This window comes from Candidatus Methylomirabilota bacterium (assembly GCA_036001065.1).
Taxonomy (GTDB): Bacteria; Methylomirabilota; Methylomirabilia; order Rokubacteriales; family CSP1-6; genus MNEF01.
Genome location: DASYUQ010000098.1, coordinates 19,940 through 39,144, shown reverse-complemented (window position 1 = coordinate 39,144; position 19,205 = coordinate 19,940). Strand labels below are relative to the sequence as shown.

At 70.7% G+C, this 19,205-nt stretch carries 16 protein-coding genes; 2 read left to right on the top strand and 14 right to left on the bottom strand.

The genetic code is table 11. The features are described 5' to 3' along the window. Position 1: 1 nt before the first annotated feature. The 6 genes from boxB to VGV13_09095 form a co-directional block, all read right to left on the bottom strand. Positions 2-1,420 carry a benzoyl-CoA 2,3-epoxidase subunit BoxB gene (boxB, locus tag VGV13_09120; GenBank protein HEV8641243.1) on the bottom strand — a complete coding sequence of 473 codons (1,419 nt, stop codon included), beginning with the start codon at positions 1,418-1,420 and terminating at the stop codon, positions 2-4. Beyond that, positions 1,420-3,096 (bottom strand): 2,3-epoxybenzoyl-CoA dihydrolase, encoded by a 1,677-nt coding sequence (boxC, locus tag VGV13_09115; protein ID HEV8641242.1) that lies wholly within the window; start codon positions 3,094-3,096, stop codon positions 1,420-1,422. The genes boxB and boxC overlap by 1 nt, the downstream gene beginning before the upstream one ends. 9 nt (positions 3,097-3,105) lie before the next feature. Beyond that, entirely contained in the window at positions 3,106-3,654 is a 549-nt protein-coding gene (locus tag VGV13_09110; protein HEV8641241.1) for a helix-turn-helix domain-containing protein, read from the bottom strand. Beyond that, a complete protein-coding gene (locus tag VGV13_09105; protein ID HEV8641240.1) occupies positions 3,651-4,664 on the bottom strand; it encodes an FAD binding domain-containing protein in 1,014 nt (337 codons plus the stop codon). Before VGV13_09105 ends, VGV13_09110 begins: the two co-directional genes overlap by 4 nt. Positions 4,665-4,890: 226 nt before the next feature. Beyond that, entirely contained in the window at positions 4,891-7,437 is a 2,547-nt protein-coding gene (locus VGV13_09100; protein ID HEV8641239.1) for a molybdopterin cofactor-binding domain-containing protein, read from the bottom strand. After that, on the bottom strand, positions 7,434-7,910 hold the full coding sequence (locus VGV13_09095; GenBank protein ID HEV8641238.1) for a (2Fe-2S)-binding protein: 477 nt from the start codon (positions 7,908-7,910) through the stop codon (positions 7,434-7,436). Before VGV13_09095 ends, VGV13_09100 begins: the two co-directional genes overlap by 4 nt. A 107-nt stretch (positions 7,911-8,017) precedes the next feature. Between VGV13_09095 and VGV13_09090 the strand changes: the two genes are divergently transcribed. Further along, on the top strand, positions 8,018-8,869 hold the full coding sequence (locus VGV13_09090) for an alpha/beta fold hydrolase (protein ID HEV8641237.1): 852 nt from the start codon (positions 8,018-8,020) through the stop codon (positions 8,867-8,869). Here the strand turns inward: VGV13_09090 and VGV13_09085 are convergent. Next, positions 8,866-9,492: a cob(I)yrinic acid a,c-diamide adenosyltransferase gene (locus VGV13_09085; protein HEV8641236.1), complete on the bottom strand. Its 627-nt coding sequence runs from the start codon at positions 9,490-9,492 to the stop codon at positions 8,866-8,868. The two genes, VGV13_09090 and VGV13_09085, sit on opposite strands and share 4 nt — an antisense overlap. A gap of 86 nt (positions 9,493-9,578) precedes the next feature. Between VGV13_09085 and VGV13_09080 the strand changes: the two genes are divergently transcribed. Further along, complete coding sequence (locus VGV13_09080) at positions 9,579-10,760, top strand: MFS transporter (GenBank protein ID HEV8641235.1); 1,182 nt, start codon at positions 9,579-9,581, stop codon at positions 10,758-10,760. Positions 10,761-10,792: 32 nt separating this feature from the next. On the opposite strand, the gene VGV13_09075 is transcribed toward VGV13_09080, so the two are convergent. The 7 genes from VGV13_09075 to VGV13_09045 all read right to left on the bottom strand — a co-directional run bounded on the left by VGV13_09075 (position 10,793) and on the right by VGV13_09045 (position 19,205). Continuing rightward, on the bottom strand, positions 10,793-11,053 hold the full coding sequence (locus VGV13_09075) for a LapA family protein (protein HEV8641234.1): 261 nt from the start codon (positions 11,051-11,053) through the stop codon (positions 10,793-10,795). 134 nt (positions 11,054-11,187) lie between these two features. Continuing rightward, positions 11,188-12,678 (bottom strand): UbiD family decarboxylase, encoded by a 1,491-nt coding sequence (locus VGV13_09070; GenBank protein HEV8641233.1) that lies wholly within the window; start codon positions 12,676-12,678, stop codon positions 11,188-11,190. 186 nt (positions 12,679-12,864) lie between these two features. Further along, positions 12,865-14,718 (bottom strand): TRAP transporter permease, encoded by a 1,854-nt coding sequence (locus VGV13_09065; protein HEV8641232.1) that lies wholly within the window; start codon positions 14,716-14,718, stop codon positions 12,865-12,867. After that, positions 14,711-16,381 (bottom strand): amidohydrolase, encoded by a 1,671-nt coding sequence (locus VGV13_09060; protein HEV8641231.1) that lies wholly within the window; start codon positions 16,379-16,381, stop codon positions 14,711-14,713. Before VGV13_09060 ends, VGV13_09065 begins: the two co-directional genes overlap by 8 nt. Beyond that, positions 16,369-17,346 (bottom strand): TAXI family TRAP transporter solute-binding subunit, encoded by a 978-nt coding sequence (locus VGV13_09055; GenBank protein ID HEV8641230.1) that lies wholly within the window; start codon positions 17,344-17,346, stop codon positions 16,369-16,371. The genes VGV13_09060 and VGV13_09055 overlap by 13 nt, the downstream gene beginning before the upstream one ends. Positions 17,347-17,360: 14 nt before the next feature. Further along, positions 17,361-18,131, bottom strand: coding sequence for a VOC family protein (locus VGV13_09050; protein HEV8641229.1), 771 nt, complete (start codon positions 18,129-18,131; stop codon positions 17,361-17,363). A 69-nt stretch (positions 18,132-18,200) separates the two neighbouring features. Continuing rightward, a complete protein-coding gene (locus VGV13_09045; protein ID HEV8641228.1) occupies positions 18,201-19,205 on the bottom strand; it encodes an LLM class flavin-dependent oxidoreductase in 1,005 nt (334 codons plus the stop codon).

The following is a 19,205-nucleotide window of genomic DNA, read 5'->3' as shown; positions in this document are numbered from 1 at the left end:
TTCAGTCGAGGCGGACGTACTCGAAGTCGATGGGCTTGCCGTTGATCCCGCGGGCGGGCGCCGCGATCCAGTTGGTGAACTTGCCCAGCGCGATGACCGGATGCATCAGGCTCGCCAGGTAGGCGCGGTCCCTCTCGCCCGGCAGCCACTCGTCCCCTTTGGCGCTCCACTCCGCTTCGCTGATCACCCGGCCCTCGGGTGACACCCGAGCCTCGGCGAAGCTTCCGATAGCCCGGTGGAAGCCGCGGTGCGGCAGCTTCAGCTCGAAGGCGATCCCGTGCTTCTTGATGATCTGGTTCCAGCGGTCGACCCCGCGCTGGCAGTCGGCGATGTAATCGTCGCGCAGCCGCTCGTTGAGCGCGGTCAGCGCCGCCAGCGGGCGGGTCACGATCCGGTCGCCCTCCAGCAGCGTGATCGGATAAGTGGCCTCCATCAGCCGGTGATCGTCCTCCTGCTTGGTCTCCTCGAAGCGGCCCTTCAAACCGGTGGTGTAGTAGTTCGCGGCGTTGGTCGAGATCTCCGATCCGAACAGGTCGAGCGACACCGAGTAGTGGAGGTTGACGTACCGCTGGATGGTGGGCAGGTCGATCGCGCCCTCCTGGCGCACGTCGTCGGTCTTCTCCTGGCGCATCAGCTCGCAGGTCCGCTGGACGATGCGTCCCACGCCGGTCTCGCCCACGAACATGTGGTGAGCCTCCTCGGTCAGCATGAACCGGCAGGTGCGCGACAGCGGATCGAAGCCGCTCTCCTGGAGGCTCGCCAGCTGGTACTTGCCGTCGCGGTCGGTGAAGAAGCTGAACATGAAGAAGCTCAGCCAGTCGGGCATCGGCTCGTTGAAGGCGCCCAGGATGCGCGGCTTGTCGGCGTCGCCCGAGTGCCGCTGGAGCAGCGCCTCCGCCTCCTCGCGGCCATCGCGCCCGAAGTAGGCCTGGAGGAGGTAGACCATGGCCCAGAGATGCCGCCCCTCCTCCACGTTGACCTGGAACAGGTTGCGCAGGTCGTAGACCGACGGGCAGGTGCGCCCGAGGTGACGCTGCTGCTCGACCGAGGCCGGCTCGGTGTCGCCCTGGGTGACGATCAGCCGCCGCAGCACGCCGCGGTGCTCGCCGGGCACTTCCTGCCAGGCGGCCTGGCCCTGGTGGTCGCCGAAGCCGATCACGCGGTCCGGCTCGGTCTCGGCCAGGAAGATCCCCCAGCGATAGTCGGGCATCTTGACGTAGTCGAACTGCGCCCAGCCGTCCCTGTCCACGCTCACAGCCGTTCGGAGGTACACCCGGGTCGCCTGAAAGCCCTCCGGGCCCAGGTCCAGCCACCACTGGAGGAACTTCGGCTGCCAGTCCTCCAGGGCGCGCAGCAGGCGGCGGTTCTCTCTCAAGTCGACGTTGTTCGGAATCCGCTCCAGGTAATCGACGCCCGTCATCACACTCTCCTTCGGTCGAACTCGCTGCGCTGGCCAGTGCCATATACGGAAAGTCCGCCCTTGGGACCGACGGCGTTGGGCCGCTGGAAGATCCAGTTCTGCCACGCGGACAGGCGGCCGAAGATCTTGGTCTCGAGCGTTTCCGGCCCGGCGAACCGGAGCGACGCCTCCATGCCGGTGAGCGCGTCGGGCGAAAACGCCGCGCGCTCCTCCAGGGCCAGGCGGACCTCGTCGTCCCAGTCGATGTCATCGGGGGTGGCGGTCACCAGGCCCGCGTCGTCCGCGGCGGCGGCGTCGAGGTCCTGGCCGATCCGGCCCTTCAGGTCGTCGACGCGGCCGGGCTCGCCGAGGAAGCGGCTGGCCAGGCGCGTCAGCCCGTTGGCCATGGGATAGGCGCCGAAGTTCATCTCGGTCAGGCGAAGCGTCGCGGGCGGCCGGCCGTCGCCCTCCCGCGCGCCGGCCAGCATGTAGGAGCGATCGGCAGCCAGCGCCAGCTCGAGCAGCGTACCGGTGAAGCAGGAGTCCGGCTCGATCAGCGCGAAGACCGAGCGCGCCGAGACGTCGATCCGCTTCAGCGTCCGCTTGAGAAAGAGGCGGATCTCGCGGGCCAGCCAGTCGCCCGGCTGATCAGCCAGCAGGCGATCGTGGGCCTCGACCAGATCGGCGCTGCCGGCGGTCCTGAACACCCACAGGCCGATCTCCTCCTCGTTGGTCCTCAGATGGAGGATCAGATCGTCCAGCTGGCGCGCCAGCGCCAGCGGCCAGAACGCGTCGCCCAGCCCATGGATCCCCGCCGCGTCGGCCGGCGGTGGGGCGCTGGGGCCGCTGATGGTGATCTCGGCGACGCCGCGGGCGCGATCGATGGCGCAGGCGATGTGGGCGTAGGCGATCCGATCGCCGTCGATCGTGCGATCGAGCGGCCTGAGCGCGATCCCCCGCGCGGCGGCGGGCCGGTCGCTGCGGGCGGCCCGCTCGGCAGCGCGCCCCCGGGCCGTCGCCTCCAGCCTCGAGCGCGGCACCAGCTCGTCCACCAGCCCCCAGTCGAGGGCCCGCTGGCCCTTGATGCCCTCCTCGATCGTGCAGAAGACGTCGGCCCGATCGCGGCGCACGTGGCGCTTGTCGACCAGGCGGGTCAGCCCACCCGTCCCCGGCAGGACGGCGAGGAGGGGCGTCTCCGGCAGGGCCACCGAGGTGTTGCCGTCGTCGGCCATGATGATGCGCTCGCAGGCCAGCGCCAGCTCGTAGCCCCCGCCGGCGCAGGGGCCGTTGATCGCGCAGATCCAGACCTGCCGCGACTCCGCCGAAGCCTCCTCGAGAGCATTGCGCGTCTCGTTGGTGAACTTGCAGAAGTTCACCTTGAAGCCGTGGGACGACTGGCCCAGCATCCGGATGTTGGCCCCCGCGCAGAAGATGCGCTCCTTGGCCGAGGTGAGGATCACCGCGCCGACCTCCGGATGCTCGAAGCGCAGGCGCTGAATGGCATCGTACAGCTCGATGTCCACGCCGAGGTCGTAGGAGTTGAGCTTCAGCTCGTAGCCGGGGCGGAGCCCCCCGTCCTCCTTCACGTCCATGGCCAGAGTGGCGACGCGGCCGTCGATGCTCAGCTTCCACTGCCGGTACCGCGACGGCTCGGTTCTGAAGTCGATGGGGGGAAGGGCGCGTCCGCTGTCCGTCATATCCGTGTCCTATCCGAGGATGACCCAGAGGGCGCGGGCCTTACGGCTCCCGAGATTTTCCCAGCCGTGCGGCAGCCCGCCGTCCAGCAGGGCGCTGTCGCCGGCCTCCAGCACGTGGCGCTCGCCGTTGTACAGGAGCGCCGCCTGGCCCTCCAGCAGGTAGAAGAGCTTCATCTGGCCGGGCTTGATGATGACCTTGTCCGTGTCCACGCCCCGCGACTTCGAGGTCAGTGTGGACACCACCGCCCGGATCTTGCCCTGGAACAGGCCGGCGCCCAGCACCGCCCACTGCTCGCGGGCGCCGTCGAAGGAGACGACCGGGTAGTCCCTCTTGCGGGAGACGACCAGACTGCCCGCCGGCTGGCCGTCGAAGAGCGCCGCGATCGTCACGCCCAGGGCGGCGGCCAGTCTCCGCAGCGTGTTGAGCGAGGGCGTCAGCCGTCCCGACTCGATCTGGGACACCATGCTGGGTGTCAGCTCCGCCTTCTCGGCGAGCTGGCGCTGGGGCAATCCGCGCTCCACCCTCAGCGCCCGGACCCGCTCTCCGAGGGCGGTCATGCGACCTCCTCCTCGACGCGCCCCTCGCCGTCGAGCCCGCCCAGTCGGCGCAGCGCTCTCGCGACGAACACGCGGGTCATCCTCTTCCGGTAAAAGTGGGCGTAGTCGGTGTTGTCGAGCGGCTTGGCGGGGCCGGCGGCCAGGTCGGCCACGCGCGCGATCACATCATGCGTCAGGCGCTCGCCGACGAGCGCGGCGGCTGCCGCCGGGGCCGGGCGGGGCAGCGGCGCCACCGCCCCCAGGACGATCTTCGCGTCACCGACCACCGCGCCCTCCATCCTCAGCGCCACCGCCACGCCGAGCACCGGGAAGTCGAACGAGCCACGCCGCCGGAGCTTGAGATAGGCCGACGTCCAGCCGTCGGCGGGGGGCAGCAGGATGTCCGCCAGCACCTCGTCCGGCCGCTTGGCCAGGTACTCGATCCCGTCGTCCCGGTAGATCGCCTCGACGGGGATGGTGCGCTCGCTCGCGGCGCCCACCAGTCGCACGCGGGCGCCCAGGCTCCAGAGCACGGGGGCGGTGTCCGACGACGACACCGCCCAGCAGCGCGGGCTGCCGGGCGCCACCAGACAGATGTCGCCGTCCTTCTTCATGCAGAACCCGATGGCCTTCCGCCACTCGTACGCCTGGTTGTAGTAGTTGCAGCGCGTGTCCACGCACACGTTGCCGCCGATCGTGCCCATGTTGCGGAGCTGTGGGGAGGAGACCAACCCGGCCGCGGTCGCCAGTGCCCCGTAATGGCCCGCGATCTCCGGATGCCGCGCCACCGCGGTGAGCGTCGTGGTGGGGCCGATCCTCAGCCCTTCCCGCGCGCTGCCGCTCACGCCGCGGAGCTCCGGGATCGCGCCCAGCCCGACCAGGACCTTGGGCTCGAACTGCCGCCGCTTCATGTTCGGGTAGAGATCGGTGCCGCCGGCCACGAGCATCGCCTCGCCGCGCTCGGCGACGGCGCGCGCCGCCTCGGCGACCGTCGGCGGCGCCAGGTATCTGAACGCCGGCAGACGCATCATCGCCGCTGACCTGTCGGCGATCCGCCGCGGACGTCCGAGGCTGGCCGCGTGCTTCGCGGCGCGCCAGCACCGGGAGAAATCGCGGTGGCGAGCCGGGGGCGGGCAGCGGTCGGAGACCCGTATCTTCTGGGCGTTGTTGCAGCAGACACGTTCATCGTGGCTCGTTGACACGCGCCACGCTCCGGCGGGACGGCGTGGTCGACGACTGCTGCCCGCCCCCGGCTCGTCACCGCTGATTACCAGAGTTGGGAGCGTCGGCGAAAGGCCGGACGGCGCTGGCCTCGGCCGGTTGGCCGAACGCGGACTCGACGACGATCGGCTCCTTGAACGTGAAGAGCGGGATCCGCTCGGGTCCGACGCGGGGCGGTTTGCCCTGCCGCCGGAGCTCGAGCCCCTTGAGGATCTTCTCCGGCCCGATGGGAACCTCGTCGATCCGCACGCCGATCGCGTCATAGACGGCGTTGGCGATGGCGGGGATCACCGGGAGCAGCGGCCCCTGGCCCGCCTCCTTGGCGCCGAACGGGCCCTCGGGGTCGTCGGTCTCCACCAGGATCGTATGGATCTCGGGCGTCTCCAGCGTGGTGGGGCTCTTGTACTCGAGCATCGAGGGGTTCTTGTGCAGGCCCTTGCGGAAGATCTGCGCCTCCATGAGCGCCTCGCCGATGCCCATGTAGACCGAGCCCTCGACCTGGCCTTCCACCAGCAGCGGGTTCAGCGCGCGCCCGATATCATGTCCGATCCACACGTCGTGCAGTTCTATCTCTCCGGTTTCCTCGTCGACCGTCAGTTCGACCACACATGCAGAGTACGAGTAACAAGGCGACGGTCCGACTCCCCCTCCCCTGTACTTGCCGGCGCGCTTGGGAGGCGCATACGAGCCGGCGAACGCCAGCACGCCGTGCACCGACTCGGCCAGCTCGACCGCCTGCGCGAACGGGATCGCCTTGTCCCAGTCGTCGGGCACGCCGACCTTGCGGTCGCGGAACGCGAGGCGCTCCGGCTCCACCCCCAGCTTCCGCCCCACCGCCTCCGCGATCGCGCCCTTGAGCCGCTCGGCGGCCTGGATCGCCGCGGTCCCGCACATCAGCGTCACCCGCGAGGAGTAGGAGCCGAGATCGACGGGCGTGAGATCGGTGTCGGCGGCGTGCACGCGGATGTCCTTGGGATCGATGCCCAGGATCTCGGCGGGCAGATAGGCGAGGATCGAGTCCGAGCCCTGGCCGATGTCGGTGGCCCCGCAGAGCACGGCGACGCCGCCGCCGCGGTCCGCCCGGAGGATCACCCCCGAGTGCGGCATGCTGTTCCAGTAGATGGCCGTGCCCGCTCCCGTCAGATAGGCCGAGCAGGCGATGCCGATCCCCCGACGCTTCGCGCCGGGCTGCGCGCCCCGGGCGATCCCCCAGCCCTTCCACTTCCGGCACCAGCCCGAGGCCTCGACGACCTTGTCGATGCACTCGCCGAGCCCGATGGTCGTGACCGTGAGATGGTTGGCCGTCTTGGTGAAGGGCTCGTGCAGGATCCACTTGCGCATCTCGGCAGGGTCGAGGCCGAGCTGCTCGGCGGCCTTATCGATCTGGCACTCCAGGGCGAAGCGCGGCTGGGGCGTGCCGTGGCCCCGCTTGGGGCCGCAGGGCGGCTTGTTGGTGAAGATCCGCGCGCCCTCGAACTTGTACACCGGAATCTTGTACGTCACCGGATTGATGACGCCCGTGTAGAAGACGGAGGCGACGCCGTACGAACCGTAGGCGCCGCCGTCGAGCCAGGTCTTCAGGTGGCAGCCGGTGATGCCGCCGTCCCCGGTGAAGCCGGTCTTGATCCACATCAGCACCGGGTGCCGGCCGCGGTGGATGTAGAAGACCTCCTCCCGCGTGCAGGCGATCTTCACCGGGCGGCCGGTGAGCTGCGAGAGCTTGCACGCCGCGATCTCGTGAGCGAAGGGATCGAGCTTGCCCCCGAAGCCTCCGCCCACGGCGGTGGCGATCACGCGGATGTGGGCCGCCGGCACGTCGAGGATCTTGGCCAGCAGCCGGTGGACGTAGTGCGGGGTCTGCGTGGACGACCAGAGCGTCAGCTTACCGTCCGGGCCCCAGGCGGCCACCGCCGCGTGCTGCTCCATCGGCAGGTGCGTGTTGCCCTCGTAGAAGAAGACGTCCTCGCGCACCAGATCCGCGCGGGCGAAGGCGGCCTCGACGTCGCCGAACTGGAGCGACACGTTCTTGTGGACGTTGGGGCCGTCGCCGTATTCGTGGATGCGGATTTCGGGGTGCGCCAGCGACTCCTCGATGGACATGAGCGGCCGCAGCGGCTCGTACTCGACGTCGATCAGCTCGCACGCGCGGCCCGCCGTCTCCTCGTCCACCGCGGCCACCGCCGCCACGGCGTCGCCCACCATCCGGACCTTCTCCGTGAAGAGCGCTTCCTCGTCCTGGGAGACGGGCAGGATGCCGAACTTCACCCGGGGCAGGTCCCAGCCGGTGATGACCGCGTAGACGCCCGGCAGCGCCTGGGCGCGGGTGGTGTCGATGCCCCGGATCAGGGCGTGGGGGTGCGGGGATCTCAAGATTTTGCCGTAGGCCATGCGGGGCAGGAAGAGGTCGTCGGCGTACTTCGTCTCGCCGGTGACCTTCGCCCAGGCGTCGATCTTGGGCAGCGGCCGGCCGATGACCGAGAACTCGTGCTTCCCCTCGGAGGGGGGCTCCGCCCCCCTTCCGAACCTCCCCCCGTCGGGGGCCCGGGCGGAGCCCGCGCTCGGAACCCGCGGATCCACGCTCATGACGCGGCGCCCATCCGGAGGGCGGCGAGCTCGACGGCGTCGAGGATCTTGGTGTAACCGGTGCAGCGGCAGAGATTGCCGGCCAACGCCTCCTTGATCTCGGGGCGGGTCGGCGCGGGGTTGTCCTCGAGGAGCGTCCGGGCCGTGAGGAGGATCCCCGGCGTGCAGTAGCCGCACTGGGCGGCGCCCAGCTCGGCGAAGGCTTGCTGGAGGGGGTGGAGCACACCGCCCTCGGCCATGCCCTCCACCGTGCTGATCGCGCGCCCCTCCATTTCGACGGGCAGCGCCAGGCAGGAGAGCACCGGCTCCCCCTCCACCAGCACCGTGCAGGTGCCGCACTCGCCCAGCTCGCAGCCGTGCTTGGTCCCCGTCAGGCCCAGGTCCTCCCGGAGGACCTCGAGCAGCGTCTTGTGGACCGGCACGAGGACTTCGTGGGTCTCGCCGTTGACCGTCAGGCTGAGGCGCGTCTTCATCGGAGACTCCGCCGGCACGAGTTCACCAGGGCTTAATTTGACTTTAAAAATACTTAATCAGGGCCGGGCCGTCAAGGCATTTAGGATAGCGGCCCTGGAGGTGGCCCATGTCCTACGCGCGGACCCGCGACGGGGTGCGGATCTACTACGAGCAGCACGGCCGCGGCACGCCGCTGGTGCTCGCCTACGGCATCGGTGGCAACGCCGACATGTGGGACGTCAACCGCGAGGCCCTCGCCGCCCGCCACCGGCTCGTCCTCTGGGAGCCCCGGGGGCATGCGCGCTCGGACAGCCCGGAGGACCCGGCGAAGTACTCGTTCGCCCACTGGGTCGGCGACCTCAAGGCGGTGCTCGACCACCTGCACATCCGTCGGGCCCACGTGGGCGGGCTCTCGCTCGGCGGCGGCATCGCCACCCGCTTCACGCTGCGCCACCCGGCGCACGTCAGCTCGCTCCTGGTGACCAACTCCTCGTCGGCGGCGGGCCTGCCGCTCTCCGTCGACAATCTGATGTTGCGCGCCCGATCGATCGAGATCACGCTGACCAAGGGCATGGACGCCATGGCCGAGTTCGCCATGACCGCCAACCCCAACGTCTCCGAGCGGCTCGCGCTCGACCCGAACGCCAAGCAGGAGTTCTACGAGGAGTACCGCCGGCTCACGCCCGTCGGCTACGCGAACTCGCTGCGGGCGCTCCTGGCCATGGACCACATCACCGCCACGCTGTCCCGCATCCGCGTGCCCGTGCTGCTCATCGGCGGCGATCGCGACCCATCGCTCGGCCCCATGAAGCTGATGCACCAGAAGGTCCGGGGCTCGCGGCTCGTCGTGCTCTCGCCGGCAAGCCACTTCGCCAACCGCGACCAGCCCGACGCGTGGAACCGCGCCGCTCTCGAGTTTCTGGCGCGCTGCGACGGGCGGCCCCGGGCTCTTAACCTGACTTCGAGGACGGGACACTAGCCGGGCTTCTTCTTCGTCCGGGGGCGCGCGTGGCTCTGGAGCCCGCGCTCCCAGAGGTACTCCTTCTCGCCCAGCTGCTTGCCGACCCAGCGGCCCAGCACGAAGAAGACGTCGCTGAGGCGGTTGACGTAGCGGAGCGGCCCTTCGCCGATCGGCTCCGCCCGCGAGAGCTTCAGGATCTCGCGCTCGGCGCGGCGGCAGACGGTGCGCGCCTGGTGCAGGAAGGCGCCGATCCTCCCGCCTCCGGGCAGCGTGAACGATTTCAAGGAGGGCAGATCCTTCTGGCAGTAGTCCATCAGGCGCTCGAGGGCCGTCACCTGCTCCTCGCCCACCTTGAACATGCCCTCGTAGGCGGCCTCGGGGGGCGTGGCCAGCTCGCTGCCGAGATCGAAGAGCTCGTTCTGGATCTTCCTCAACACCTCGTCGAGCCAGCGGTGGTGCTCGCCCTCCGACAGGCGCTCCTCGTTGAAGGTGCGCACGATGCCGACGATCGCGTTCAGCTCGTCGACGGTGCCGTAGGCGACGATGCGGGGCGAATCCTTGGGCACGCGCCGGCCGCCGACCAGCGCCGTCTCGCCGCCGTCGCCGGTGCGGGTGTAGACGCGGGTGATGCTGATGGGCATGGTGGCCTCCGTGTGACCCGCTATTCTACCGGGAACGCCCGTCCATTCTGCTTGATCCGGAGGCAGGGCTCGGGGATCATCTCCGCGTGAGACATCGCGCCCGCGCCGTGCTGGGCACCGCCGCCGGCGCCCACTTCCTGCACGACGGCTTCTCCGACATCCTCTATGTCCTGCTCCCGCTCTGGGCCGCGGAGTTCCGGCTGAGCTTCGCCCAGGTCGGCATGATCCGCACGGCGTATACGGGCGGCATGGCGCTCTTTCAGATCCCCGCCGGCTTCCTCGCCGAGCGGTGGGGGGAGCGCCGCCTGCTGGCCGCGGGCACCGCGGTCACGGCGCTGGGCTTCGTGGCGGCCGGCTGGGCCGGCGGCTTCACGTCGCTGCTGGCGATTCTGCTGCTCGCCGGGCTGGGCTCGGGCGTCCAGCATCCGCTCTCCTCCTCGCTCGTGTCCCAGGCGTTCGAGACGGGCGGCCGGCGCGCCGCGCTCGGGACCTACAACTTCTCGGGGGACCTGGGGAAGGTCGCCGTCCCGGCCGCCGTCGGGCTGGCGGCAAGCCTCGTGGGCTGGCGCGCCGCCGGCGCCGCCTACGGCATCCTCGGTCTCGTCGGCGCGCTGGCCCTCCTCGCCATCCTGGCCCGGCTCGCGGCGGGTGAGGGCGAGCCGGCCACGCACCGCGACAACGCCCGCGAAAACGGCTGGGGGATCCGCGACCCGCGCGGCTTCGGGGCCCTGGCCGTGATCGGTATGATCGACACCGCCACCCGCACCGGGTTCCTCACCTTCCTGCCCTTCGTGCTGATCGCCAAGGGCCTCACCGTCGCCGGCGTGGGGGGCGCGCTTGCCCTGCTGTTCGCCGGGGGCGCCACGGGGAAGTTCGCCTGCGGCCTGTTGGCCGAGCGGCTGGGCGTGATCCGCACGGTGGTCCTCACGGAAGCCGCGACGGCGGCGGGCATCGTCACGGTGGTGGCGGGGACGCTGCCCGTCGCCCTGGCGGTGCTCTTCCCGCTCGGCGTCGCGCTGAACGGCACCTCCTCGGTGCTCTACGGCACCGTCGCCGACCTCGTCATGCCCGAGCGCCGCTCGCGCGCGTATGGTCTCTACTACACCCTCAGCATCGGCTCCTCGTCGCTGGCGCCGGCCGTCTACGGCCTGGTGAGCGACGCGGCCGGGGTCAGCGCCACGCTCACGATCGTCGGCCTGCTCGTGCTGGTGACGATCCCGCTGTGCCTGCTGCTCCGGGCCGTCGTCACCGCCCCGGCCGGCGCCTGACGCGCCAGCGCGAGGCGCCCGGGCGCTCGGCCTCACTCGTAGCGATCGCCCGGAGGCTCGGGCGGCGGAGGCGGCAGGTTCACGGTGCGGAGCCGATTCCGCGCGCGCCAGAGCTGAAACCAGAGCGGGACGCCCGCGATGATGACGCCCGCGCCCAGCGACAGCAGCACCACCGCGGCCAGCGGCACCTCACCGATCTGCCAGGCCACAAAGCGGACCGTCACCGACGTCGTGTTCTGCATGGCGAAGATGGCGACCGCGACCGCCACCAGCGCGACGACCAGGTATCCCATAGGCGTCCCCCCCATCACGTCAGATAGAACGGCCGGGCCGCGGCGCGCTGGTACGGGTAGCGGGCCAGAACCTCGGGGTTGGGGTCGGCGCCAACGGCAGTGCGCAGACCTCGGTGATCTTCATCGTGGCCGCCCTACAGATCGCCCAGGCCGTACTCGGCCCAGCGCTCGCGCACGCGCGCCTCATCCTCGGGCGCCGGCCGCACGGTCGGGGGGAAGCGCTCGTTGTCCCACTCGGGCCGCCGCGGGAACCTCCACGAGCGCGTGGCGTCGATGAGCATGCGGTTCCAGAGGCCGGTGCCGAGCTGCTGGACGTCGCGGTCCTCGAACGGCGTGCTGGGATCGATCGGCGAGCCGAAGATACCGGGAAAGACGACGATGCCGTCCGTTCCCGCGTTCACCCGATGGGCGAAGGCCCAGTCGATCTGCTCGTACGACGCGGGATCGATGTCCTCTTCGACCACGATCACGTGCTTGTAGCGGAACTGGGCGGCGCTGGCGCCCCAGAGGGCGGCGGCGATCTGCTTGGGCTGGCCCTGATAGTGCTTGCAGATCTGCACGTGGATGTTCACGCCGTTGGTGATCGGGGGCACGTAGACGTCGCGGAGGCCGGGGATGCCGGCACCGGTGAGGATGTTCCAGGCGATCGCCGCCCGCTGGGTCGACGACATCACGCTGTTCTCGCTGTAGGAGCCCGGCAGGGTGCCCTCCAGGCAGCCGCGGAAGATGGGGTCGTTCCGGTGGGTGATGCAGGTGACCTGCATCGTCGGCCGGGGCGTCGGGAGGTCGGAGACGTAGCCGGTGAACTCCCCGAACGGCCCCTCCAGCTCGTAGGTGGCCGGATCGTCACTGATGAGCCCCTCGATGACGATCTCGGCCGTGGCCGGCACCTCGAGGTCGACGGTCTCGCAGCGCACCAGCTCGGCCGGCTCGCCGCGATAGGCCCCCATCACGTCCCACTCGCAGACGGCCGCCGGCAGCGGGGAGCCGGCCAGGAAGGGCATGATCGGATCCCAGCCGATGACGCAGGCCACGGGCATGGGCTCGCCGCGGGCGGCGTACTTGACGAAGTGGGCGCCCCAGTGCTGGCCGCCCTTGATGAGCAGCATCGGCGCCGTGTCCTTCCGGCCGATCATCCCGCGATAGAGGCCGACGTTCATGACGCGCGTGTCGGGATCGCGGGTGACGATCGCCGAGAAGGTGTGGATGTAGCGCCCGCCCTCGCGGTAGTGCCACCGGGGGACGGGGAACTCCGTCTGGTCGACGGCGTCGCCCCGGACGATCTTCTCCTTGACGGGCCCCGTGCGGACGATCACGGGGGGGACGGTCTCGCGGTTCTTCCTCATGACGTGCTGGACGAGATCGGGGTTGGGGACGTCTTTGGGGAAGCCGAGCGCGAGGGCCAGCCGGCGCCGGTCGCCCAGGCCGCCCGTGAGGAGCTTCGTGCACCGGCCCCGCCGATACCCCTTGATGTTCTCGAAGAGGAGCGCCGGCCCCTTCTTCTCGAGCACGCGCCGGGCGATGGCGCCGATCTCCCGGTCCCAGTCCACCTCGGCCTTGATGCGACGCAGCTCCCCGTCCTTCTCGAGGAGCGTGATCCACTGCCGGAGATCCATGAAGCCCATGCCAGCCCTCGCTTCTATAATCAGCGCCCGACTACGTCGATGCGCACGACCGCCAGCACCAGGAGGAGGACCACGTGGCCATCGACCTCACCGCCACATTCTAGTGCCGTTCCAACCATTCGCGCCTAGGAAGGCACCGTGTACGTCGTTCGTGGACAGATTTAGTATCAACAAGTTGGAACGGCACTAGCGGAGCGCCGGCGCCGTCGCGCTCCGCGCCAGCCGCTGCGAGATCATCACCAGGGCGAAGCCGGCGGCGCCCAGCAGGTCGCTGACCGCTCCCGGGAAGATCAGGAGGAAGGCCCCGGCCAGCAGCACCGCACGTTCCCACCGGCGCGTGGGCGCCAGGAGATATCCGATGAGGCCGGCGCCGAGCATGACGATGCCCAGCGTGGCGGCGCCCGTCCGCCAGACCACGTGGAGGACGGTGGCGTCGATCAGCAGCAACGCGGGATCGTAGGCGAAGCTGAAGGGGATGATGAAGCCCGACAGGGCCAGCATCATCGCCTTCCACTGCGTCTGCCACACGTCCGCCCCGGCGATGGACGAGGTGGCGTACGTCGAGATCGCCGTGGGCGGGGTGAGGTCGGCCAGGATCCCGAAGTAGAAGACGAACATGTGGGCGACCAGCTTGGGCACCCCGAGCTGGACGAGCGCCGGCGCCGCCATGATGGACGTGATGATGTAGGTGGCCGAGGTCGGCAGCCCGGTGCCCAGCACCAGCGCCGCGATCATCGTCAGCACCAGCGTCGCGAACAGGTTGCCCTGCGCCATCCCGACGATACCGCTGGCGAGCTTCAGTCCCAGACCCGTCAGCGAGACGACGCCCACCACGATGCCGACGGTGGCGCACGCCAGTGCGACCGGCAGCGCGTTCTGGGCGCTGTCGACGAGGACGCCCAGCGCCCGCCGAGGGCCGATCCGTGTCTGGCGGCGGAGGAGGCTCGCCACGAGCGCGACGACCAGCGCCCAGAAGCCGGCGAAGAGCGGCGAGCGCCCCTCGGCGATGAAATACACGAGCAGGGCCGGGCCGGCCAGGAGGTGGGCGTCGCGCCTGAGCACCGTGCCCAGCCGCGGCAGCGCGGCCCGCGGCAGGACGGGCAGCCCCTGGCGGGCCGCCTCGAAGTGCACCATGACGCCCACCGCCACGAAGTAGAGCACCCCGGGAATCGCCGCGGAGAGCGCGATGGTCGCATAGGGCACGCCGAGCGTCTCGGCCATGATGAAGGCCGCGGCGCCCATCACCGGCGGGATGAGCTGGCCGCCCATCGACGCCGTCGCCTCCACGCCGGCCGCGAAGGCCGGGCGATAGCCCGCGCGCGTCATGAGCGGGATCGTGAGGCTGCCCGTCGTCACCGCGTTGGCGATGGCGCTGCCGTTGACGGTGCCGAAGAGGCCGCTCGAGATCACGGCGACCTTCCCCGCCCCTCCCCGGGTGGAGCCGGCCACGGCCAGGCCGAGATCGGTGAAGAACTGGAGCAGGCCGCCGCTGGCCATGACCGCCCCGAAGAGGACGAAGAGGTAGATGTAGGTCGCCGAGACCAGCGTGGGAATCCCGAAGACGCCGCCAGTGGTGAGCATCTGCTGGTCGATGAGCTGGAGCGCGCGCACGCCGCCGTGGGAGAGGAAGCTGGGCAGCCAGGGCCCCGCGAACGCGTACACCAGGAAGGCCAGCGCCAGGCCGACGAGCGCGCCCCCGATGTGCCGCCGTGAAGCCTCCAGCAGGAGCGCCGCGAACAGCACGCCCACCACCACGTCGATCGTCCACGGATCGTCCACCAGCGCCATCCGGCTCACCAGGCGCGCGTTGTGGGCGACGTAGTGCGCGCCGCAGGCCAGGGCCAGGAGCGCGCCGAGCGCGTCGAGCCCGCGGCGCCACGGCCCCGAGCGGCCGCCGGAGGGCGGGGTGAGGAAGCCGAGCGCGGTCGCGAACGCCACGTGGGCCGGGAGCTGAATGAGGAGGTCGAACATCCCGGCGTAGGCGGTGTAAAGCTGGAAGAGGGACCAGGCGACGGCGAGCCCGAAGCGCGCCCTAGACATCGCCGTGGACGACGCGCCCGCCGACCATCGTCAGCCGGCACGAGAGCGACGCCATCTCCTCGAGCGGCAGCGCGAGCGGATCCCGATCGAGCACGGCCAGGTCGGCCATCCGGCCCGGCGCCAGCGTGCCGCGCTCGGCCTCGGCGAACGTCACCCACGCCCCACCGACCGTCAGGGCGCGGAGGGCCTGCATGCGGGTGAGCCGCTCGCCCCGGCCGAGCACCTCCCCCGAGGTCATGTCGTGCCGGCCGACGACAGCAGCGAAGGCCAACCAGGGATCGGCCGGCTTGTTGTCCGTGGCGAGCCCGAACGCGATGCCGTGGCGGAGCAGGCTGCGGTGGGGCAGCAGCGTCTCGGCGGCACCGCCCGCCCGGCGCACCTCCTCGGCCGCCGAGCGCCAGAGGTAGCTGATGGGGTTGGTGGTGACCACGGCGCCGAGCCGGCGCAGGCGCGCGAGCTGGTGCTGGCTGGCGGTGTTGAGATGGACGGCGACCCAGCGCAGGTGCCGGATGGGCGTCGTCCGGGCTATCGATTCCCAGATCGCGAGCACCTCGGGCAGACTGCGCGTGATCAGCGTGCTGACGCGGAGCCCGTGACGCGCCGCCAGCTCGGCCTGCGCCCGGTACGCCTCCGGCGAGTTGTCGCTCTCGACGAACCCCGCCCACGCGGTGTAGGGCTGACCGGCGTGCAGGATGCGCGCGACCTCGGGGTCGCCGCCGTAGTGTAGGCAGATCCCGGCGATCCGCAGCCGCTCGTCGCCGACACCACGGCCGCCGGCCCAGGCCGCGAGCTCCGGGATGGCCTGCGCGGCGTCGGCCGCTTCCCAGGTCGGGCTCAGCGCCAGCAAGCACCGGAGGCCGAGCGCGCCGCGCTCGTGCGTCTCCCGGTAGGCGCGCAGCACCTCGGGCGCCACGCCGTGGCCTTCGTACACGGCGGTGACGCCGCGGGCGGCGTAGCGCCGCTGCGACTCGGTCAGCGCGCGGACGCGGTCCTGGTGCGTGAAGCGCGGGGCCGCCTTCATCAGCGTGAACTCGATCACCTGGATCGCGTTGTGCTCGACGAGGACGCCGGTGGGCTCGCCCGCCGCGTCCTTCAGGATCTCGATGCCCTTGGGCGGCACGGTCTCGCGCGTGATCCCGGCTTGGGCCAACGCCCGGCTGTTGGCGATCGAATGAACGGGCGGTTTGTTCCAGTAGCCCCAGATGCCGCGGAGGTAGACGGGATGGTCGGGGACGGCGGCGTCGAGGTCCGCGCGCGTCGGCCAGCGCTTGTCGCGGAGGCCGCCCGGCGCGTCCAGGTAGAACGGCGGCGTCCCCACCGGCATGGTCACGATCCACTCGCCCTGGGGGCACCGGGCGGCCAGCCGTGCGATCAGACGCTGGATCTCCGCGATCGAGCGGCAGGGGGCGAGCGAGGGATAGAGGTACTTGAGGCCCTCGCGGTCGAGGTGGGCGTGGGCGTCGACGAGGCCAGGCACCACCGTGGCGCCGGCGAGATCGACGATGCGGGTGCGGCGGTCGCGCCAGGCCCGCACATCGGCGCGCGCGCCCCAGGCGGCGACGCGCTTGCCGCCGACGGCGAGCGCCGAGACGCTCGGGCGCCGGGGATCGAGGGTGAGGATGCGGCCGTTGACGAGGATCCAGTCGGCCGCTATTTCATCCACCCCTTCTCGCGGTAGGCGCGCTCGGCGCCGGGATGGAGGGGGATCCCGACCTTCTCGGGCTGCCACGCCGTCGCCGGGTCGAAGGCGGTGAGCCCCGCGTGGCCGCGCACCAGCGCGTCCTTGTTCTCGATGATCGTCTTCGTCACCGCGTAGGCGACGGGCTCCGGCAGGTCCTTGTTGGTGATGACCACGGTGGGGAACCCGACGGTGCCGACGGGCTCCGGCTGGTTCTTGAACGTGTTGGCCGGCATCGTCGCCAGGGCGTAGCCGAGCGGGGCCAGACCCTTGATGACGTCCGGATCGAGCCCCAGGAACTTCACGTCGGAGAACGTCGCGATCTCCGAGACCGAGGGGTGCTTCGGCGTCACCACCGCCAGTAGCAGGTCGGCCCGGCCGTCCTTGAACGCGTCCACGATGATGTTGTAGCCGACGTGAGTCGTCGACCCGCCCCAGCTCCGGATGTCAGCGTAGGAGATCCCGTAGGCGCGCAGGAGCTGGCGACCGCCGAACTCGCCCAGCGCCCCCACCGGCTGGGTGAAGATCTTGACGGGCAGCTTCCGGTCCTTGATCTCCCGGAGCGAGTTGACGTTGAGCCTCTTGGCGGTGACGGCCACCAGGTAGTAGGTGTCGAGCCCCCCGACCAGCGCGCGCAGGCCGTCGAGCTTGGTGTCGTACGCCTCCTTGCCCTCGAACGCCCAGCGGTTGGTGACGGTGAACGAGAGCGCGAGCGGCGTCTCGTTCTTGGCCACCAGCTTGGCGTTGCCCACGCCGCCGGCGAACGGCTTGACGTCGATGTTGGAGCCGGCCGGCAGGGTCCGGCGCAGGAGGTCCGCGATGGTCGCGCCGTAGACGTACCAGGCGCTGCCGGCATCCAGCGTGGCGAATGCGAGCGTGACGGGCTGCTGCGCCCGGGCGGCGGTCACGCCCACGACCAGGGTCAGGATCAGGGCCACGAGCGTCTTCATCGAAGATTCTCCTCTCACACCAGCGACAGTCGGGCGCCGAGCGTCTGGCGCTCGTCGAGCAGGCCGCGCCCGGTCCGGGGGGCTCTGAGACTTGCGGCGTAGGGCGAGCTGCCACGGGCGCCGAGCCAGGGACGGAGCGGGCTCGAGGGGGCGTCGGGCCTCAGGACATCGAGCACGTGGGGGCCGACGACGAAGCGCTCGCCGACGGCCTCCAGCTCCTCGCTGACGATCTTCCGTCCCGGCGCTCCCAGCACCTTGGCGTACCACTGCCCCACCCGGGCGACGTCGTCGACGGCTATCGTCAGCGTGCCGATGCCCGTCACGCCGTTGGCGTGGTCGTGCGCGCGAGGAATGCGCTCCTCGCGCGGCGTCTGGTCCTGGATGAGGAACGGCGCCACCCCCCGCTGGGGGCCGCGCGGGATCGACAGCACCCACTTGAGCTGATAGCCGTCCGGGCGCACGCGCGACAGCGGGGAGGGATCGTCGATCTCCACGCCCGCCCGCCGGAAGGCCGCGGTGTCGCCCGGCAGGTCGTCGGTCTGCATGCAGAAGTCCACCAGCCCGCCGCCGCGCTGGAGCGGCATCCACCACTTGTGCTCGGGATTCCGCTCATAGAAGGCGATCAGCTCGATGTAGGCGCCGTCGCCGAAGGCGATGAGCGCGTTGTGGGTGCCCACCGGGTGGCGCCCGCCCGGCACGACCGTGAAGCCCAGGGCCTGGTAGCTCTTGCTGGCGCTCGCCAGGTCGGGGACGACGATCACGAGGTGGTCGATGCCCTTGAGCATGTCGCGCTCTCCATCTTAGGCTCGCCTCGGACGCGGGGGCCCCAGCCCCCGGCCGGCCTGCGGCTCGCACTACCTGAACGCGGGTGCGACGTCGTTAAGGAACCGCTTGAGCTGGCCCTGCTGGTCCCACGACGTGAGCCGCAGCGCGATGTGTCCGAGGCCCGCGTCGAGGTAGGCGCGAAGCTCGGCGCTGCACTGCCGGGGAGGACCGGCCACCGTCCAGCCCTCGACGAAGGCGGCGCTGAAGTTCGAAGTGTAGTAGGTGTCGAGGAACTTCTTCGACTCCTCGAGCGCCGCTCGCCGGTCCTCGTTGATGTTGATGTTGTGGTAGAGCGCGCTGCCCAGCGTCGCCGGATCGCGTCCCTCCTCGCGGGCCAGCGCGGTGATCCACGCCCACTGCCGGCGGAACTCGTCCGGGCTCAGCTTGTTGGTCATCCAGCCGTCGGCGTAACGGGCGACGCGGCGGAAGCTTCGTTCGACGGCGGCGGCCGGAGCGCTGGCCCCGCCCTTCCAGGTGAGCCCCGTCGGGTTGCTGGCGATCCAGATCGGGCACGGGTTCTGGACGGGCCGGGGCTGGAGCGTCACGCCCTCGAACCGGTAGAAGCGGCCCTGGTGGGAGACGTTCTTTTCGTGGAAGAGCATTTTTAGTATCTCTATGCCTTCCTCGAGCCTGTCGACGCGCTCGCTGGACCGGACACCCATCACCGCGTGCTCGAGCCCCTGGGCGGCGCTCTGCTCGTCGGGGCCGCCCAGGCAGACGGCCAGCCAGGCCCGGCCGCCCGAGAGCACGTCGAGGCTCGCCCACTGGTGCGCGAACATCACCGGATGGCGGTGGACGAAGGTGGCCAGGCAGCCCACGCCGAGCCGGAGCTTCGTGGTCACGCCGGCCAGCGCGGAGAGGAGCGTAACGGACTCCAGGCGCGGCTTGGCCAGCAGGCTGTCGCCGACCCACACGGCGTCGAACGCCTCGGAGGCCTCGGCGGTCACGCTGAGATCGAGGAGGTCGCGGGCCTTGATGGCGCCGAGGACGACCGCGCGATTGGTGAGGGTCAGGCCGAAGGGCGAGCGCGTCAT